At 72.5% G+C, this 17,318-nt stretch carries 16 protein-coding genes; 7 read left to right on the top strand and 9 right to left on the bottom strand.

What is annotated here, in order from left to right; translation table 11 throughout:
- Nucleotides 1-2: 2 nt before the first annotated feature.
- Together EV372_RS06135 and EV372_RS06140 are read right to left on the bottom strand one after the other, a co-directional pair.
- Nucleotides 3-1,562 carry a sugar transferase gene (locus tag EV372_RS06135; RefSeq protein WP_130395205.1) on the bottom strand — a complete coding sequence of 520 codons (1,560 nt, stop codon included), beginning with the start codon at nt 1,560-1,562 and terminating at the stop codon, nt 3-5.
- Between the two features lie 280 nt (nt 1,563-1,842).
- Nucleotides 1,843-2,829 (bottom strand): DsbA family oxidoreductase, encoded by a 987-nt coding sequence (locus EV372_RS06140; RefSeq protein WP_071622743.1) that lies wholly within the window; start codon nt 2,827-2,829, stop codon nt 1,843-1,845.
- A 73-nt stretch (nt 2,830-2,902) separates the two neighbouring features.
- On the opposite strand from EV372_RS06140, the gene EV372_RS06145 reads away from it, so the two are divergent.
- On the top strand, nt 2,903-3,487 hold the full coding sequence (locus EV372_RS06145) for a TetR/AcrR family transcriptional regulator (protein ID WP_071622744.1): 585 nt from the start codon (nt 2,903-2,905) through the stop codon (nt 3,485-3,487).
- Between the two features lie 22 nt (nt 3,488-3,509).
- Here the strand turns inward: EV372_RS06145 and EV372_RS06150 are convergent, their stop codons facing one another.
- Together EV372_RS06150 and EV372_RS06155 are read right to left on the bottom strand one after the other, a co-directional pair.
- Nucleotides 3,510-4,799 carry a GDSL-type esterase/lipase family protein gene (locus tag EV372_RS06150; protein ID WP_130395206.1) on the bottom strand — a complete coding sequence of 430 codons (1,290 nt, stop codon included), beginning with the start codon at nt 4,797-4,799 and terminating at the stop codon, nt 3,510-3,512.
- Nucleotides 4,800-5,033: 234 nt separating this feature from the next.
- Nucleotides 5,034-6,050, bottom strand: a complete 1,017-nt coding sequence (locus EV372_RS06155; RefSeq protein ID WP_013154989.1) for a LacI family DNA-binding transcriptional regulator — start codon at nt 6,048-6,050, stop codon at nt 5,034-5,036.
- A gap of 163 nt (nt 6,051-6,213) precedes the next feature.
- Here EV372_RS06155 and EV372_RS06160 point away from each other — a divergent pair, with 163 nt between their 5' ends.
- Nucleotides 6,214-7,398, top strand: coding sequence for an endo-1,4-beta-xylanase (locus EV372_RS06160; protein WP_071622745.1), 1,185 nt, complete (start codon nt 6,214-6,216; stop codon nt 7,396-7,398).
- 82 nt (nt 7,399-7,480) lie between these two features.
- Here EV372_RS06160 and pth read toward each other — a convergent pair whose 3' ends face one another.
- The 4 genes from pth to glmU form a co-directional block, all read right to left on the bottom strand.
- Nucleotides 7,481-8,146 carry an aminoacyl-tRNA hydrolase gene (gene pth, locus EV372_RS06165; protein ID WP_071622746.1) on the bottom strand — a complete coding sequence of 222 codons (666 nt, stop codon included), beginning with the start codon at nt 8,144-8,146 and terminating at the stop codon, nt 7,481-7,483.
- 91 nt (nt 8,147-8,237) lie between these two features.
- Entirely contained in the window at nt 8,238-8,855 is a 618-nt protein-coding gene (locus EV372_RS06170) for a 50S ribosomal protein L25/general stress protein Ctc (RefSeq protein ID WP_071622747.1), read from the bottom strand.
- Nucleotides 8,856-9,461: 606 nt separating this feature from the next.
- On the bottom strand, nt 9,462-10,430 hold the full coding sequence (locus EV372_RS06175; protein ID WP_130395207.1) for a ribose-phosphate diphosphokinase: 969 nt from the start codon (nt 10,428-10,430) through the stop codon (nt 9,462-9,464).
- Between the two features lie 17 nt (nt 10,431-10,447).
- Nucleotides 10,448-11,908, bottom strand: a complete 1,461-nt coding sequence (gene glmU, locus EV372_RS06180) for a bifunctional UDP-N-acetylglucosamine diphosphorylase/glucosamine-1-phosphate N-acetyltransferase GlmU (protein ID WP_130395208.1) — start codon at nt 11,906-11,908, stop codon at nt 10,448-10,450.
- A 573-nt stretch (nt 11,909-12,481) separates the two neighbouring features.
- Between glmU and EV372_RS06185 the strand changes: the two genes are divergently transcribed.
- From EV372_RS06185 to EV372_RS06200, 4 genes are all read left to right on the top strand, one after another.
- The gene (locus EV372_RS06185; protein ID WP_130395209.1) at nt 12,482-13,444 is read left to right on the top strand and encodes an acyl-CoA desaturase; all 963 of its coding nucleotides are present in this window, start codon (nt 12,482-12,484) and stop codon (nt 13,442-13,444) included.
- Between the two features lie 14 nt (nt 13,445-13,458).
- A complete protein-coding gene (locus tag EV372_RS06190; RefSeq protein ID WP_130395210.1) occupies nt 13,459-14,115 on the top strand; it encodes a TetR/AcrR family transcriptional regulator in 657 nt (218 codons plus the stop codon).
- Nucleotides 14,116-14,200: 85 nt separating this feature from the next.
- Nucleotides 14,201-14,710: a MarR family winged helix-turn-helix transcriptional regulator gene (locus tag EV372_RS06195; protein WP_019609779.1), complete on the top strand. Its 510-nt coding sequence runs from the start codon at nt 14,201-14,203 to the stop codon at nt 14,708-14,710.
- Nucleotides 14,711-14,952: 242 nt separating this feature from the next.
- Entirely contained in the window at nt 14,953-15,936 is a 984-nt protein-coding gene (locus EV372_RS06200) for a GDSL-type esterase/lipase family protein (RefSeq protein ID WP_130398786.1), read from the top strand.
- A gap of 81 nt (nt 15,937-16,017) precedes the next feature.
- On the opposite strand, the gene EV372_RS06205 is transcribed toward EV372_RS06200, so the two are convergent.
- A complete protein-coding gene (locus tag EV372_RS06205) occupies nt 16,018-16,512 on the bottom strand; it encodes a glutathione peroxidase (RefSeq protein WP_130395211.1) in 495 nt (164 codons plus the stop codon).
- Between the two features lie 402 nt (nt 16,513-16,914).
- On the opposite strand from EV372_RS06205, the gene EV372_RS06210 reads away from it, so the two are divergent.
- Nucleotides 16,915-17,268, top strand: coding sequence for a BP74-related protein (locus EV372_RS06210; protein WP_130395212.1), 354 nt, complete (start codon nt 16,915-16,917; stop codon nt 17,266-17,268).
- Nucleotides 17,269-17,318 lie beyond the last annotated feature (50 nt).

Genomic DNA, 17,318 nt, shown 5'->3' on the forward strand with positions numbered 1-17,318 from the left:
GGCTAATATGCTCCCGCCCCACGGATCACCGCTGACCACGTCTTCCACAAGATCTGGACGTCCAGTGTCAGCGACCAGTTTTCCACGTACCGCAGGTCGAGCCGGACCGATTCCTCCCAGGAGAGGTCGGAGCGGCCGCTCACCTGCCACAGACCCGTCATACCCGGCTTGACCACCAACCTGCGGCGGACGTCGTCCCCGTAGCGGGCGACCTCCTCCGGAAGCGGCGGCCTCGGGCCGACGAGCGACATCTCCCCCCGGACCACGTTGACGAGCTGGGGAAGCTCGTCGAGCGAGTACCGGCGCAGCCAGGCCCCCACGGCCGTCACCCTGGGGTCGCGGCGCATCTTGAACAGCACGCCCTCGTGCTCGTTGCGGGGCTGGAGCATCGCCTTCAACGCCTCGGCCCCCACCACCATCGTACGGAACTTGTAGACGGTGAACTCGCGGCCGCCCCTGCCCACACGCGTCTGGGTGAAGAGGGCGGGCCCGCCGCCCTCGGACCGCACCAGGACGCACAGCGCGAGGAACAGCGGGGACAGCAGCACCAGGGCCAGGGCGGCGGCGCAGCGGTCGAAGGCGCCCTTGAGGACGCGGCGCGCGCCCACCAGTTCGGGGTGCTCCACGTGCAGCAGGGGCAGCCCCGCGACCGGCCGGATGGAGGTGCGCGGTCCGGCCACGTCCATGAGCGCGGAGGCGACGATGAGGTCGGTGCCGGTCTCCTCCAGCCGCCAGGCCAGGCGGCGCAGCTCGGCCCCGTCCATCTCCGGGCAGGCCAGGACCGCGACGGTGTCGGCCCCGGCCAGGGCGGCGGCCTCGGCCGCGCCGGTGAAGGTGCCCAGGACCGGACAGCCCTCCACCTCGTCGGCGCCCGGACCGGGGGCGACCTCCTCCTGGGGCAGGCACACGCCCACCACGCGCATGCCGTGGTAGACCTCGCCGCGGAACCGGCGGACCAGGTCGCGGACGGCCACGCGATAGCCGACGACCACGACCCCGCTCATGCACTGGCCCGAACCGCGGCGCCGGTGCAGGGCCTTGCGGCGCGCGTACCTCAGGCCGAGGGTGAGCAGGAGGATGAGCGGCAGGGTGACGAGCGCGTAGCCGCGGGCGAGGTCGAAGCGCAGGGCGTAGGCGCCGACGGCGACGGCGGCGGCGAGGGCGATCCCGGCCGTGGCGACGCGGCGGTACTCCTCCGTGCCCACGCCCAGGAAGCGGCGGGCGTAGCCGCCGCCCAGGTAGACGAAGAGGACCCACACGGGGGGCAGCAGGAGGGAGAGGGCCAGGTAGGGCAGGGTGGTGACGGTTCCGAGGGCGGAGGGGAAGCGGACCGCCGTGCCGCTGAGGGCGGCCGTCAGGGCGGCGGCCAGGTCCAGGCCGACCAGGCTGACGACATAGGGACGCACCCAGGCGCCGTTGGTTCCGCCGCCGGAGGGGACCGCCGCGCGCCGCCCGGTGGCGCCCGTGGTTCCTGGGATTCCCGGGACCCCTGGGGCACCGGGGTCGACCACGATCCGCGTCGACTGTTCGTGGACGGTCTTCGTCCGGCTGGTTGTGACCACGTACACTCCCCCAAGACCCACGACTCTTGCAGCTCACACGGCATAGCTCCGCGCGCCGTGGGAGAGCACTCTGAGGACGTGAGCGGGGCAGGTGCGCCGGGCGCGGAGACCAACGCCCCGAACATTAACCAAAAGTAGTGGAAAAGTCGCGCAGTGTTGCGGCTTGTTGGGTAAGGAGGCCTGTTCAACACAAGAATGTGTCTGTGCCGAGGTCCGTGCGGTCACGCAGGGGTGACCTGATGGGGACACCGGTGGGCGCGCAGACGGCACGTGCGCCGGTTCAGACGTACCCGGGGACCATGGCACCGGCCAGGCGCAGGTGCGGCTCGGCCAGTCCCCTCTCCCCCTGCCGCTGGAGCGTGCGGCCCAGGAGCAAGCGCGCGTACGCGTCGTCCGGGCTCCGCGCCACCAGCACCTCCAGCGTTCGGCGGGCGCGGCCCAGCTGCGCGGAACGGTAGTAGGCGCGGGCCGCGAGCAGGCGCACGTTCCGGTCCGCCGCGTGCTCGTCGAGCATCGGCCGGAGCAGGGTGAGCGCGCCGAGGGGGTCACCCCGCTCCAGCAGGGACTCCGCCTGGCGGAAGCGCTCGACCTCCTCTGGGAGTCGGCGCGGGGCGCGCCCGGAGGCTCCGGCCAGGAAGTCGCGGATCGCGTCGGGGTGCTGGGCGCCCTCCAGGGCCCGGCCGTCGACCACGAGGGTCGGGGAGGTGCGCACGCCCACGGCCCTGCCCCGCAGGAGGAGTTCGCGGACCGCCTCCTCCCCGGCGCCCGCGGCCAGGAGTCGGCCGCCGTCGGGGAACCCGGCCTCGCGGGCGACACGGTCCAGGACGTCGGCGGAACCGATGTCCTCAGCCACCGTGAAGTGGGCGCGCAGGACGCCCTCGGCTGCGGCGTCCTGGAGTCCGGGGCCGCCGACCTCCAGGGCCAGGGCCAGGAGACGGTGGGAGTCGTGGCTGCTGACCCTCCATGCCGCGCCCCAGCGGGGACCGAGCCCCTCGGCCGCGGCGACCTCGGCCACGCGGACGCGGTTCCGAGCCGGGGTGAGGTCCGGCGCGCAGGCCCGCAGAGCCGTGTCCACGAGGGGATCGCGCAGCAGGGGCTCCAGGGGCTCGGCCACGGCCGGGGCGGCGGGGTCGATCCGGTAGGGGCGCCAGACCACCTCGACCTCCTCGCGGAGCGCGTCGTCGAGCCCGGCGAGCGCCCGCTCCAGGCGCCGCTTGCCGATGTACGTCCAGGGGCAGACCGTGTCGGCCCAGATCTCGATCCTCATGGGGACAACATAAACGACATTCGTTGCTTAAACAACAGGTGTCCGTGAAAGACAGGTGTCGTATACTGCCTCCGTGAACCCCGACGACCCCCGCGTCCAGCGCACCCGCGAGCGCCTGCGCGCCGCCCTGCTGTCCCTGACCGCGGAGAGCCCGTCCGGCCCGGTCACGATCTCCACCGTGGCCAGGCGGGCCGGGGTCAACCGCGCGACCGTCTACCAGCACTACGCCGACCTGGACGCGCTGGTCGCCGACGCCATGGAGAGCGCCGTCGCTCACGTGGCACGCTGCGCGGCGCTGTGCCCGCTGGACGCGCCCCGCGACCGGGCGCCGCGGCCGCTGGTGGACCTGTTCGGACACGTGGCGGACAGCGCGGTGCTCTACCGCCGGATGCTGTCGGACCACGGCAGCGCCCGCTTCACGAACCGGCTGCGGGGACGGCTCGCCGAGGAGCTGGCCGCGCGGTTCGCGCGGGGGGCGCGGCCGCCCGGGTTCGACGACGTGCCGGTGCGCACGCACGCCGCCTACGTGGCGGGGGCTCTGGTCGGTGTGATCGCCGACTGGGTCGGCGTCGGGGGGCCCGCAGAGGCGGACGGGACGGACAGGGCCGCCGCGCCGCAGGAGGCCGCGCTGGCCTTCTGGCGCCTGGTACGCGGTTGAGGCGGGCCCCCTCCCGGTCCGGTCACCCCTGCCGGTCCGGACGGAAGAGCCGGGCCGGTACGGCGTCGGCCATGGCGGCCATGCCGGCGTCGTTGGGGTGCAGGCCGTCGCCGCTGTCGTAGGCGGGCAGCAGGCTCAGCGGGTCGGCCGGGTCGCGCATGACCTCGTCGAAGTCGATGACCGCGTCGTACTCCCCGCTCATGCGGATCCACGCGTTGACCGCCTGGCGCTTGGCCTCGTTCTCCTGTGTGTGGAAACCGAGGGTGTCGCCCTTGAACGGCAGGATCGTGCCCCCGTAGACCCGCAGCCCGGCCGCGCGGGCGCGGGCGATGATCCGGCGGTGGGCGCCGATGACCTCCTCGGCCGTGACGGTCTCCGACACCGGGGCCACGGTGCCGGGGTGGCCCAGGTCGTTGACCCCCAGCAGGACGACGACGTGGCCCACGCCCGGGTGCGCCAGCACGTCCCGGTCGAAGCGGCGCAGGGCGCTCTGCCCGAAGAAGGCCGCGAAGTCCTCGGCGTCGCTGCCCTCGGGCGGGTTGGGGTCGTGGAGCAGGCGGTTGCCCCCGATCCCGGCGTTGAGCACGCCGGTGTGCGGCAGGCGCCGGGCGAGCAGGTCCGGCCACCGGTGGTTGGCGTTGACCTCGGTCTCGGAGCCGTCGGTGATGGAGTCGCCCAGGGCCACGACCGCGTCGGCGAGCCGCGTGCGCGAGCGCACGCTGACCCCCGACAGGAAGTGCCACTGGGTGAGCGTGCGGGTGGCCTCGACGGACGTGTCGCCGGTGACGTCGCCCGCGGCCACCACGTTCTCCTGGAAGGAGGAGGCGTGCAGGGTGGTCACCGGCGTCTCCTCCGGCAGGTGGACGCTCACGACCAGGTCGGAGCGGGCGGGCAGTTCCAGCGGCACCGGGTCGCTGACCACGGGGGCGCCCGCCGGGACGGTCACCGACGTACGTCCGCCGAAGGTGACCGTGCGGTCGGTGGCCGGGTCGATGTCGGTGCCCGAGTCGCCCGCGCGCAGGGCCACGTGCACCTCGCCCACGCGCAGCGCGCTCTCCCCGAACTCGTTGGTCAGGCGCAGCCGCAGCCGGTCGCCGCCGACGCTGGTGCGCACGACCTGCCGGACGGTCTCGTCGTGCAGGACCGGGGTGGCGGTGGCGGGCGCGGCGGTCGGCGCGGCCGCCCAGGTGCCGACCCAGTTCCCGGCGTCGGGCTCCGGATCGGCGGCGGCGGTGGCGTTCCAGCCGCCGAGCAGGAGCAGTGTGCCGGCCATGGCGACGGCCATGCCTCTCCGGGCGCGGGTGGGGGACATGGTCTTCTCCTCGGAGGTGGGGGGCGTGCGCGCCGGGCGGGCGGCCTCGGGAGCCGCGGCGCCCCGGGCGCGACCGAGGGCGGGTAGGACGGAGAGGACACGGCCGCGCGTCCGTCGGGGGCGGTGGTCACACCGGCCCCTTGGGCGCGGAGCCCGTAAAACTTCCGGAAGATTCCGGTTAAATCAGCCTAAGGAGCGCCGCGCCGGGGTGTCAACGCCCTCCCCCGGACGCGCTCACGGCGGCGGGGCGGTGCTGTCGCGCACGACGAGTTCGGTGGCCAGCTCGACCCGCGGGCTCTCGATGGTCTCGCGCTGCACCAGGCGGTGCACGGTGCGCACCGCGAGCCTGCCCATGTCCGACAGCGGCTGGCGCACGGTGGTCAGGGACGGCGAGGACCAGCGCGCCTCGGGCAGGTCGTCGAAGCCGACCACGCTGACGTCGGCGGGCACCCGCAGGCCGCGGCGGCGCAGCGCCTCGTAGACGCCCAGCGCCATCTGGTCGCTGGCCGCGAACACGGCCGTGGGCGGATCGGCGAGGTCGAACAGCCGCTCCCCCGCCCGGAAGCCGGACTCGTAGCCGAACTCCCCCGGCACGACCAGCTCGTCGTCGACCGCGAGCCCGGCCGTCTCCAGGCCCGCCCGGTAGCCGTCGAGCCGGGCCCGGCTGCACCACAGCTCGGGGCGCCCGGCGACGAAGGCGATGCGCCGGTGGCCGAGGTGGATCAGGTGCTCGGTCGCGCTCAGGCCCCCGGCCCAGTTGGTGACGCCGACCGTGGGGGTGTCCAGGTCCGGGACGCCGACCGGGTCGACGACCACGGCGGGCACGTGGAGCTCCCGCAGCTCCTCGCGCAGCTCGGGGTCCAGGTCCGTGGTCACGAGGATCGCCCCGTCGGTGGCGCGCGAGCGCACGTTCTCCAGCCACTGGCGGGTGGAGCTGACCCGGCGGTGGATGGCCGACACCACGATGCCGGTGCCGCTCTCGTGCGCGGCGTCCTCCACCCCGCGGATGATCTCGACCGCCCACGGGCTGTCCAGGTCGTTGAAGACGAGGTCGAGCAGGCCGACGCGCTCCCGGGGCCGACCTCCGCGGCGCCGGTAGCCGTGGGCGCGGATCAGGCTCTCCACGCGCTCGCGCGTGGCGGGGGCGACGTCGCCCCTGCCGTTGAGCACGCGCGAGACCGTCGGCGCGGAGACGCCCGCCTCCTCGGCGATGGCGGAGATCGTGACGTCTCGGGACGGGGTGTCGGGCATGGTCCTCCTTCGTGCCCACCCAGAGTACGAGCACAGCTGGCGGGGCGACAGCGCCGAGACGGGATCTTGACGCTGCGCCCGGCGGCGACCTAGGGTCCATTGACCCTCACATGTTACGGAACTTTCCGGAAGTTCCGTCGGTCGCCAGATCGGAGATCCCCCCATGAAGCCGCTCCGCCTCGTCACCGCCGTCCTCGCCGCGACGGCGCTGGCGGTCCCCCTGGCCGCACCCGCGGCCGCCGCCCCCGGGCACGACCACGGCGACGGCCACCGGTCGCCGCACCACCCCCGCCACGCCAAGCCGGGCACGCTGCGCTGGGCCGCGCCCGAGGGCCTGGTCATCGGCACCGCCGTCGCGGGCGGCGGGCACCACGTGGACCAGGACTACCCCGACCCCTTCACCTCGGACCGGCGGTACCGCCGGATCCTGGCCCGGGAGTTCAGCTCGGTCTCCCCCGAGAACCAGATGAAGTGGGAGTACATCCACCCCGAGCGGGGCGAGTACGCCTTCGGGATGGCCGACAGGATCGTGGACTTCGCCGAGCGCCACGGCCAGGACGTGCGCGGGCACACCCTGCTGTGGCACAGCCAGAACCCCGACTGGCTGGAGGAGGGCGACTTCACCGACGAGGAGCTGCGCGAGATCCTGCACGACCACATCACCACCGTCGTCGGCCGCTACGAGGGCCGGATCTCGCAGTGGGACGTGGCCAACGAGATCTTCGACGAGTCGGGGCGGCTGCGCACCGAGGACAACATCTGGATCCGCGAGCTCGGGCCGGGGATCATCGCCGACGCCTTCCGCTGGGCGCACGAGGCCGACCCGTCGGCGGAGCTGTACTTCAACGACTACGGCGTCGAGGACGTCAACGCCAAGAGCGACGCCTACCACGCGCTGGTCCAGGAGCTGCTGGCGGACGGCGTGCCGGTGCACGGGTTCTCCGCCCAGGTGCACCTGAGCATGCGGTACGGATTCCCGTCCGGTCTGGAGGAGAACCTCCAGCGCTTCGACGACCTCGGCCTGGGCACGGCGCTGACCGAGGTGGACGTGCGCATGGAGGTGCCCGGGGGCGGGGAGCCGACCGGGGAGCAGCTGGAGCGGCAGGCCGACTACTACGGCCGGGCGCTGGAGGCCTGCCTCGGGGTGGAGGGCTGCGACTCCTTCACCATCTGGGGCTTCACCGACAAGTACTCGTGGGTGCCGGTGTTCTTCGAGGGTGAGGGAGCGGCGACCGTCATGGACGGCGACTTCGACCGCAAGCCCGCCTACTTCACCCTGAGGTCACTCCTGGGGGAGGCCGGGGACGACGGGCGGGGACGCCCGCCCTGGGCAGGCGGCGGCCGGTAGCCGGGTACCGCGCCCCCGCCGCCGCGCCCGTCGGCGTTCCCGCGCCGGCGGGCGGGGTGCCGCAGCCTGACCCCCCGGGGGGTCAGGCTGCGGTGTGGTAGATGTTCTGCGCCCGGCCCAGGCCGTCGGTGAGCACCGTGCGCACCGCGTCGGCGGCGCGCTCGACGTTGAGGTCCAGCTCGGCGCGCTCGGTGGAGGAGAAGTCCTTGAGCACGTACGCGGCCGGGTCCATCCGGCCCGGCGGGCGGCCCACCCCGAAGCGCACGCGGATGTAGTCCGGGCTGGACAGGGACGCGGTCATCGACTTCAGGCCGTTGTGCCCGCCCGGCCCGCCGCCCTTCTTGAGCTTGAGCGCGCCGAAGTCGATGTCCATCTCGTCGTGCACCACGACGATCCGCTCGACCGGGACCTTGTAGAAGCGGGCCAGGCCGGAGACCGGGCCGCCCGACAGGTTCATGAAGCTCCGCGGCTTGGCCAGCACCACGGGGACGCCGTCCAGGCGGGTCTCCACCACCTCGGCGTGCGCCTTGTGCGCCTTCCAGCGCTCGCCGCCCGCGAGCGCCTCCACCACCAGGAACCCGGCGTTGTGCCTGTTCCCGGCGTACTTGGGCCCGGGATTGCCCAGCCCCACGACGAGCCAGCGCTCGGTATCGGCCATGTCCTCGTTCTCTCCGCCGACGCTTGTGCCCCCGGCGCTCCGCGCGCCGGGGCCCCTGCCGCCGAACAGCCTGCCCCACCAGTTGCCCATGGGGCACGACCCTACCGGGACGGCGGCTGACACGACGGACGCGCGGCCCCTGTCGGGAGACCGCGCGTCGTCGTGTGTGGCCTGCGGCCGCCTACTCGGCGGCGGCCTCCTGGGCGCCCTCGTCGCCCTCGGCGGCCTGGGAGGCCTCCTCGCTGGTCTCCGGCTCCTCCTCCACGCGCGGGGCGGAGACGGTGAGCAGGATGGCCTCGGGGTCGGTGGCCAGGGTGACGCCGGAGGGCAGCTTGATGTCGGCGGCGGTCGGGTTGGCGCCGATCTCCAGGTCCTCGATGACGAACTCGACGCCCTCGGGGATGTGGGTGGCCTCGGCCTCGACGGCCACGGTGACGAGCTCCTGGTTGAGCACACCCGGGGCCTTGACCTCACCGATCAGGTTGACCGGGATCTCGACCTCGACCTTCTCGCCCTTGGAGACGACCAGCAGGTCGATGTGCTCCAGGAAGCCCTTGATGGCGTCGCGCTGCACGCTCTTGGGCAGGGCGAGGTTGTCCTTGTCCAGGCCGTCGAGGCGGATCAGGACGTTGGGGGTCTTCAGGGCGAGCATGAGCTCGTGGCCCGGCAGGTTCAGGTGGCGGGGCTCGGTGCCGTGGCCGTAGAGGACGGCCGGCACCTTACCCGCGCGGCGGGCGCGACGAGAGGCGCCCTTGCCGAATTCCGTGCGGGGCTCGGCAGCGATACGTACCTCGGACACGACAAAACTCCTCGGGTTCAACCCCGCAGAACGGGGAACACGGCTCCAGTAGCACGAACGATTCCCGCCCTCGGCGGGGAATGCGGCGGGGACTGCCCTCAGGCAGGGACGCGACCGCCCTGGTTCCAGGCGTGCCCGGCGAGCCGCCACCGGACCCGCCCGGCCCGGGAACGCTCGTCGCGCACCCCTGCCCGCCTTCCGAACGCAGCCTTCTTAGGGCTCCGCCTGGGCACGGGGACACTCGGTCAAGTCTAATGGCTTCGCCGACGACTCCGAACATGGCCCGCGATTCCCGCCCCGGTCCGGACAAGCCCCCAGAGAAACCCGCTGGCCGGGCTGCCTCGGCGCGGACGCCGACGAGGGGTCCGCCCCGGCGGCGGGGCGCCCGTCCGGCCCTCCAGACCGCCCTCGGGGGCCCGGGGGCACGGATCCGGACGCCGACCCCGGAAAGCGCCGGTCAGCGCACTGGAGACCGCCTGCGCCGCCTCGCGCCGCACCGCCCCCGCCGGCCGCGGCCCCGGAGGCGGTCCGGAAACGACGCGGACCTCCCGCGGCGGCCCGCGGGGGCGGCCGCGGGAGGTCCGGGCGAAGGGGCGCGAGCCCCGCTTACTCGAACAGGCTCGTGACCGAGCCGTCGGTGAAGACCTCGCTGATGGCGCGGGCCACCAGCGGCGCGATCGAGAGCTGGGTCAGCTTCTCGAAGGAGCGCTCCTGCGGAACGGGCAGCGAGTTGGTGATGACCACCTCGGAGATCCGCGAGTTCTGGAGGCGCTCGGCCGCCGGACCGGACAGCACGCCGTGCGTGGCGGCCACCAGGACCTTGGCCGCGCCCTGCTCGAACAGGGCCTCGGAGGCCTTGACGATGGTGCCGCCGGTGTCGATCATGTCGTCCACCAGCACGCAGACGCGGCCCTTGACCTCACCGACGACCTCGTGCACCCGGACCTGGTTGGCCACGTCCGGGTCGCGGCGCTTGTGGATGATCGCCAGCGGGGCGCCGAGGCGGTCCGCCCAGCGGTCGGCGGTGCGCACCCGGCCCGCGTCCGGGGAGACCACGGTGATCTCGGACTGGTCGACCCGGCCGGCGATGTGGTCGGCCAGTATCGGCAGCGCGAACAGGTGGTCCACCGGGCCGTCGAAGAAGCCCTGGATCTGGTCCGTGTGCAGGTCGACGGCCATCATCCGGTCCGCGCCCGCGGTGCGGAACAGGTCGGTCATGAGGCGGGCCGAGATGGGCTCGCGGCCGCGGTGCTTCTTGTCCTGCCGGGCGTAGCCGAAGAACGGGGTCACCACGGTGATCCTCTTGGCGGACGCGCGCTTGAGCGCGTCCACCATGATCAGCTGCTCCATGATGGACTCGTTGATCGGGTCGGAGTGGCACTGGATGACGAACGCGTCCGAGCCGCGCACCGACTCCAGGTAACGGACGAAGATCTCACCGTTGGCGAAGGTGTCGAACCGGGTGGGGACCACGTCGATCCCCAGTTCCTTCGCGACCTCCTCGGCCAGGCTCGGGTGCGTGCGCCCCGAGAAGAGCATCAGGTTCTTCTGGCCGGTGGCCTTCATCCCGGTCACGTGTTTCTCCCCCACAGTCACTGCTTGTCGTCGGCTCTGTGCCGATCGGCCTGCTCCGCCGCCTCGGCGGAGGGCGTGCCCGGGCGCTTGCGCCGGGTCCAGCCCTCGACGTTGCGCTGGCGGTGCCCCTCGGAAACGGCGAGGGCACCGGGCGGCACGTCGTCGCGGACCACGGTCCCCGCCCCGGAGTAGGCGCCGTCGCCCACGCGGACCGGGGCGACGATGGTGTTGTCGCTGCCGATCCTGACGTGGTCGCCGATGACGCTCCGGGACTTGTTGACCCCGTCGTAGTTGACGAACACCGAGGAGCAGCCGATGTTGCTGCCCACGCCGATGTCCGCGTCGCCCACGTAGGTCAGGTGCGGGATCTTGGACTCGGCGCCGACGTTCGAGTTCTTGACCTCGACGAAGGCTCCGGCCTTGGACCGCTCGGCCAGGCGGGTGCCCGGCCGCAGGTAGGTGTAGGGGCCGACGGAGGCCCCGGGGCCGATCTCGGCCCGGTCCGCCGTGGTCTCGCGCACCGCGGCGCCCGCGCCGACGACCGTGTCCCTCAGGTCCGCGCGGGGGCCGACCACGGCGTCCTCGCCGACGGAGGTGGCGCCCAGCAGCCGGGTCCCCGGTTCGATCACGGTGTCGCGGCCGATGGTGACCTGGGCGTCGATCCAGGTGGTGGCGGGGTCCACGACGGTGACCCCGGCGAGCATGTGCTCGTTGACCAGCCGGTCGTTGAGGACGCGGCGGGCCTCGGAGAGCTGGACGCGGTTGTTGACGCCCTGGACCTCGTGCCAGTCGTCCGCCGCCCAGGCGCCGACCCGGTGGCCGTCGCCGCGCAGCAGGGAGACCGCGTCGGTCACGTACTCCTCGCCCTTGGCGTTGTCGGTGGACAGGCGCTGGACGACCTCGGACAGCAGGGCGCCGTCGAAGGCGTACATGCCCGAGTTGATCTCGTCGATCGCGTGCTGCTCGGGGGTGGCGTCGGCGTGCTCGACGATGCCGGTGAAGTCGCCGTCGGCGTCGCGGACGATGCGGCCGTAACCGTGGGGGTCGGGTACCCGCGCGGAGAGCACCGTGACGGCGTTGCCCTCCTCGTCGTGGGCCGCGACGAGCTCCGCGAGCGTGGAACCGCGCAGGAGGGGGGTGTCGCCGCAGGTCAGGACCACGGTGCCGCTGAGCTTGACGCCCTTGGCGGCCAGGTCCTCGATCGCCGTGCGCACGGCGTGGCCGGTGCCGTTCTGCTCCTCCTGGACCGCGGTGGCGGCCTGGGGGGCGATCTCCTCCAGATGGGATCTGACCTGCTCACGCGCGTGGCCGACGACCACGACCGCGTGCTGGGGGTCGAGTTCCCGCGCCGCCGCGAGCACGTGGCCGAGCATGCTGCGGCCGTTGAGCTCGTGGAGGACCTTGGGAAGCTTCGACTTCATTCGGGTGCCCTCGCCCGCCGCGAGGACGATGACGGCAGCCGGACGGTTCACGCTCACTGAGGAGTCCCTCGTGGTAGCTGGTGGCTGAGATGTCGGCTCACCCTCGGCGGCGCGACCCGCATGCCGCACGGGCGGCCGTCGGATGACCAGCGGCCGACATGGGAAGGATACATGCGCGTCACCGGCGCCCCACGGGCGCGTGACGCGGGGGTGAGCGGCCGTTGGCCGCGCCGCGCCTGTGGCGGCGGTTTCCGGGGGTTCGGTGTGAGATGCACCGCTCGGCGGGGGTCCGCAGGGGTGCGTCCGTCGCGCGGGGACGCTCGGCGCCCCGCGCGTGTGCGCGCGCGACACCGGGGTAGCTCCCGGACCAGGGCTCGAACCTGGACGATGGGGACCAAAACCCCACATGCTGCCGATTACATCATCCGGGAACGCGCGGGGCGGAGCACACCGCCCGTACGCCAGCCACCAACATAGCGCCTTCGACGGAGGGCTTGCCAAACCTACGGCATCGTAGGTTACGGTTACGTAGGAATAGGTTGGGTCGTCGCGGCGGTCACTCAGGTGCCGTTCGGACGCCGTCCTGACCGCGACGACGTTGCCTGACCGCCTGACAGCGAGGAAGAACCCATGACCGCTGCTCCCGAGCTACCGACCAAGACGACAGAGCCAAAGCGCGAGGCGATCCCCGAGTACGAGCCCGAACTGCGCGGCAAGGCCGAGCGCTACACGGTCTTCGCGTTCGTGTTCGTGCCGCTGATCGCCCTGCTGGCCTCGCTGCCCTTCTTCTGGGGCTGGGGCCTGACCCTGACCGACATCGCCATCGCCTCGGTCTTCTACCTGATCAGCGGTCTGGGCATCACGGTCGGCTTCCACCGCCACTTCACGCACGGCTCCTTCAAGGCCAAGCGCCCGCTGCGCATCGCGCTCGCGATCGCCGGTTCGATGGCCATCGAGGGCAGCGTCATCAAGTGGGTGGCCGACCACCGCCGCCACCACAAGTACGCCGACGCCGAGGGCGACCCGCACTCGCCGTGGCGCTTCGGCGACGACTGGAAGTCGGTCGCCAAGGGCCTGTACTACGCGCACATGGCGTGGATGTACCTGGACGACAAGAAGACCTCGCCGCGCCGCTTCGCCCCCGACCTGCTCAAGGACAAGGACATCGTCCTGGTCGACAAGCTCTTCGGGCTGATCGTGGTCTTCTCCCTGGGCGCCCCGGCGCTCATCGGCGGCCTGGTCACCATGTCCTGGTGGGGCGCGTTCACCGCCTTCTTCTGGGCCAGCCTGGTGCGCATGGCCCTGCTGCACCACGTCACCTGGTCGATCAACTCCATCTGCCACACCATCGGCGAGGAGAACTTCGAGGTGCGCGACCGCTCCCGCAACGTGTGGTGGCTGGCCATCCCGTCCTTCGGCGAGTCCTGGCACAACCTGCACCACGCCGACCCCACCTGCGCCCGCCACGGCGTGCTCAAGGGTCAGATCGACATCTCCGCCCGCGTCATCTGGGTCTTCGAGAAGCTCGGCTGGGCCTCCAAGGTCCGCTGGCCCAACAACGAGCGACTCGCCGCCAAACGGGTCAGCGTCTAGGATCGGTAGCCATCATGGGATCAGCCGACAGCGGTCAGAAGATCCGTGTGCGCCGCAAGCGCATGACGGGCAAGGAGCGTCGGCAACAGCTGTTGGAGATCGGCCGGGAGCTGTTCGCCGAGCGCGGGTTCGACGCGGCCTCCGTCGAGGAGATCGCCGCGCGGGCCGGTGTGTCCAAGCCCGTGGTGTACGAGCACTTCGGCGGCAAGGAGGGCATCTACGCGGTCGTGGTCGACCGTGAGATGCGCACCCTCCTGGCGATGATGGGCGAGGCCCTCTCCGCCGACGGCGCCCGGAGCAAGATCGAGAACGCGGCCCTGGCCCTGCTGCGGTACGTGGAGGAGAACACCGTGGGGTTCCGGGTGCTGACCCGGGACTCGCACGCGGCCTCCGGCACGGGGAGTTTCGCCAGCCTGCTCAACGACATCGCCAGCCAGGTCGAGCACATCATGGTCGACGAGTTCGCCGAACGGGGTTACGACCCGGCGCTCGCCCCCATGTACGCCCAGGCCCTGGTGGGGATGTGGGCCCTGACCGGCCAGTGGTGGCTGGAGGTGCGCAGGCCCAAGCGCGAGGTGGTCGCCGCGCACCTGGTCAACCTGGCCTGGAACGGACTGTCGAGCCTGGAGCCGAAGCCGAAGCTGAGCCCGGGCAAGCGCAGAACGGGCTGACGCGGGGCGGTCCCGGTGACCTGTGGGGCGGGTGTGCACGGCATACCCGCCCCACTATCTTGATGTCAAGAGATAAGCTGTCCCCATGCGCGATGAGGTGGATGGGCTGATCGAGGCGTGGCGCTCCGAACGCCCCGACGTGGACGTGACGCCGTTGGAGGTGTTCAGCCGGGTATCGCGGCTCGCGCGCCACCTGGACCGTGCCCGGCGCACCGTCTTCACCGAGCACGACCTGGAGCCCTGGGAGTTCGACGTGCTCGCCGAGCTGCGCCGCTCCGGCCCCCCGTACGAGCTGAGCCCCGGACGGCTGCTGCGCGCCACCCTGGTGACCTCGGGCACCATGACCAACCGGGTGGACCGGCTGGCCGCGGCCGGGCTCGTGCGGCGCCGACCCGACCCCGCCGACAAGCGCGGGGTCCTGGTCCGGCTGACCGAGCGGGGCGCCGAGCGCATCGACGCGGCCCTCAGATCGCTCCTGAGCTACGAGGAGACCCTGCTGGCGCCGATGGCCGACGGCGACCGCGAACAGCTGGCATCGTTACTCAGACGCCTCCTGGCGCCCCTCGACCGGGGCCCCGAGGGCCAGCAGGGCTAGACCGGGCGGTGCCCGCCCCCCGGGGGCCGGGCGTCCACACGAACAGGGCGGGCGGCGGACCCGCCGTCCTCGCCGAACGGGCCCGCTGACCGGCGCGTACTCCCCCGCGCCCCCGAAGAGGCGTCCGCCGCCGTGTGTCGGACGCCGCACGGCCGTACCGCGTGAGAACCGCGCGTGCCGGGGTAGTCCAGCCCCGGTACGCGCAGTCGATCGTTCGGGGGAAACACGTGCGGGTCCGTTGGATGGCCGTGGCGGCCGCGGCCGTGCTGGTCGCGGGGTGCTCGGGCAGCGGTGGCGGGAGCGGTGACGGCGGAGGCTCCGGCGGCGGAGAAGGCGGCGGGGCGGACTCCGGCGGCCGCTACCTGTCCCTGGGCGACTCGATCAGCGTGGGCGTGCAGCCCGACGGGAACGGCCGACCGGTGGAGACCTCCGAGGGCTACACCGACGTCCTGTACCGCACCCTGAAGGAGGAGCGCCCGGAGCTGCGGCACGAGCGGATGGGGTGCGCGGGAGAGGACACCACCACCTTCATGGAGGGCGGGCTGCCCGGCTGCGACCCGCGCTACGAGCACGGCTCGCAGCTGGAGGAGGCCGAGGCCTTCCTGGCCGACCACCGGGGCGAGGTGGACCTGGTCACCCTGACCATCGGCGCCAACAACTTCACCCGTTGCGTGCGGGGGATCAACACCCCCGAGGGGCAGGCCCCCGACTCCGGGGACGTGGACATCGACCGCGCGTGCGTGGAGGAGGGCCTGGACCGGCTCCGGGAGGAGACCCCCGAGATCGCCGAGCGGCTGCGCGAGGCGGCGGGGCCGGACACGCAGATCATCGGGATGACCTACTACAACCCGTTCCTGGCCTTCCTGCTGCTGGACGGGGACCCCGCCCAGCAGGCGACCGCGTCGGCGGAGGAGGCCGAGGAGCTCTTCCCCGAGACCGAGGCGCGCGGGGGCCTGGCCGAGGAGGCGGTGGACATCCTGCTGGAGGTCAACGGGACGATCGCCGACGCCTACCGGGCGGAGGGGATCGACGTGGCGGAGGTGGACGCGGTCTTCGAGTCCACCAACCAGGAGGTGCCCCGGGGCAGTGAGACCGGGCTGCCCGCCAACCTCCAGAACGTCTGCGACCTGACGTGGATGTGCCACGGCGAGCGGGGCCCGGACATCCACCCCAACGAGGAGGGCGCGCGCGAGATCGCCGCCGTCTTCGCCCGGCAGGTCGGCTGAGGCGGCCGGAACGGCCGACCGGCGGGTCCGGCGGCCGCGTTCGGGGGCGGGCCGCCGGGGGACGGGCGGGAGCGGCTTGGGCTATCCCGCGCCGCCGGGGAGCGCCTTCTCGATGAGCGCGGTGATCCTGGGGTCGTCGGGCTCGGTCGAGGTGCGGAAGCGGTGCACGGCGCCGTCGGGGAGGACGAGGAACTTCTCGAAGTTCCACTTCACCTTCCCGGCCTTGCCGTCCTCGTCCGCGGCCGAGGAGAGCGCCGCGTAGAGCGGGTGCTGCTGCCTGCCGTTGACCCTGGCCTTGGCCGTCATGGGGAAGGTGACGCCCCAGGTGGCCGAGCAGTACTCGGCGATCCTCTCCTCGCTGCCGAGCTCCTGGAGGAACTGGTTGCTGGGGACGCCGAGCACGGTGAACCCCCGGTCGCCGTACTGGTTCTGGAGCTTCTCCAGCCGCTCGTACTGCGGGGTGTAGCCGCAGCGCGAGGCGACGTTGACCACCAGCCTCACCTTGCCGGACCACTCGCCGAACGTCGTCTCACGTCCGTCGATCAGGGTCACCGGGATCTCGTCCAGGTCGCTCATGCGTGTTCGTCTCCTTGCTTGCCGGGGCGCCGACGCCCACCGCGCGGCGCGGTGCTTCACGGCGTATTCGGAGCACACGCCGCCGTGGTTCGGATTCTTTCTCAGGAAGGGGTCCCGGTCCAGCGGTACCGTCGGCGCACCGCCCTCGCGGCGACCCGTTCCGGACGCGTCGGGGGCGGCATTACCTCCAGTCCGGTTCCGCGCTCTCCGTGGGGCGCCTGATCCGCTATGCCCCGTTCTGCTGGCCGTCGCTGCCCGACGCCCTGACGGGCCCTCGGCGTTTCTCCCGCCGGACGCCCTCCGGCGTCGGATGCTTGCTCCTGCACGCAGCACAATCCGCCCCGACTGGCGGACAGCGGTGGAGGCCGCCGTCTCCGGTACGGACATCGAGGGAGAGACACCGTGGCCCAGACCGCCTACTTCGCGTTCAACGGCTTCCACGACGGAAGCCCCGAGTTCGTCTTCGAGCTCATCGACGAGAAGAAGATCGCCCACGCGCGCCGCATCCTCTCCGGGGAGGAGGAGCACGAGGTGCATGTCATGGGCAGGCTCAGGAAGAACACCAAACCCTACAACCCCAAGTACAGCTTCCACCTCGACCCCCAGACCGTCGAGTTCTTCGAGGTGGCGATCGAGGTGTGCGATGCCAGTCCCATCTACGTCGAGGACCACCTGGACGAGGCGGGCGGCGCCTTCCTGCCCGGCCTGCACTGGTGCCCGTGGGCGTCGAGGCTGACCCGCGAGGTCAAGCCGTAGGTCCGACACCGCGCGTCCTCTCCTGGCCCCCGGGGCCGCGAGAAGGGACA

The sequence above is a fragment of the Nocardiopsis sp. CNZ308 genome (assembly GCF_004217075.1).

Coding starts and splice junctions, on each gene's coding strand:
- EV372_RS06195 (WP_019609779.1), top strand. CDS start 14,201: ATGCGCGATGAGGTGGATGGGCTGATCGAGGCGTGGCGCTCCGAACGC.
- EV372_RS06140 (WP_071622743.1), bottom strand. CDS start 2,829: ATGAGGATCGAGATCTGGGCCGACACGGTCTGCCCCTGGACGTACATC.
- EV372_RS06200 (WP_130398786.1), top strand. CDS start 14,953: ATGGCCGTGGCGGCCGCGGCCGTGCTGGTCGCGGGGTGCTCGGGCAGC.
- EV372_RS06150 (WP_130395206.1), bottom strand. CDS start 4,799: ATGTCCCCCACCCGCGCCCGGAGAGGCATGGCCGTCGCCATGGCCGGC.
- pth (WP_071622746.1), bottom strand. CDS start 8,146: ATGGGCAACTGGTGGGGCAGGCTGTTCGGCGGCAGGGGCCCCGGCGCG.
- EV372_RS06185 (WP_130395209.1), top strand. CDS start 12,482: ATGACCGCTGCTCCCGAGCTACCGACCAAGACGACAGAGCCAAAGCGC.
- EV372_RS06160 (WP_071622745.1), top strand. CDS start 6,214: ATGAAGCCGCTCCGCCTCGTCACCGCCGTCCTCGCCGCGACGGCGCTG.
- EV372_RS06155 (WP_013154989.1), bottom strand. CDS start 6,050: ATGCCCGACACCCCGTCCCGAGACGTCACGATCTCCGCCATCGCCGAG.
- EV372_RS06205 (WP_130395211.1), bottom strand. CDS start 16,512: ATGAGCGACCTGGACGAGATCCCGGTGACCCTGATCGACGGACGTGAG.
- EV372_RS06190 (WP_130395210.1), top strand. CDS start 13,459: ATGGGATCAGCCGACAGCGGTCAGAAGATCCGTGTGCGCCGCAAGCGC.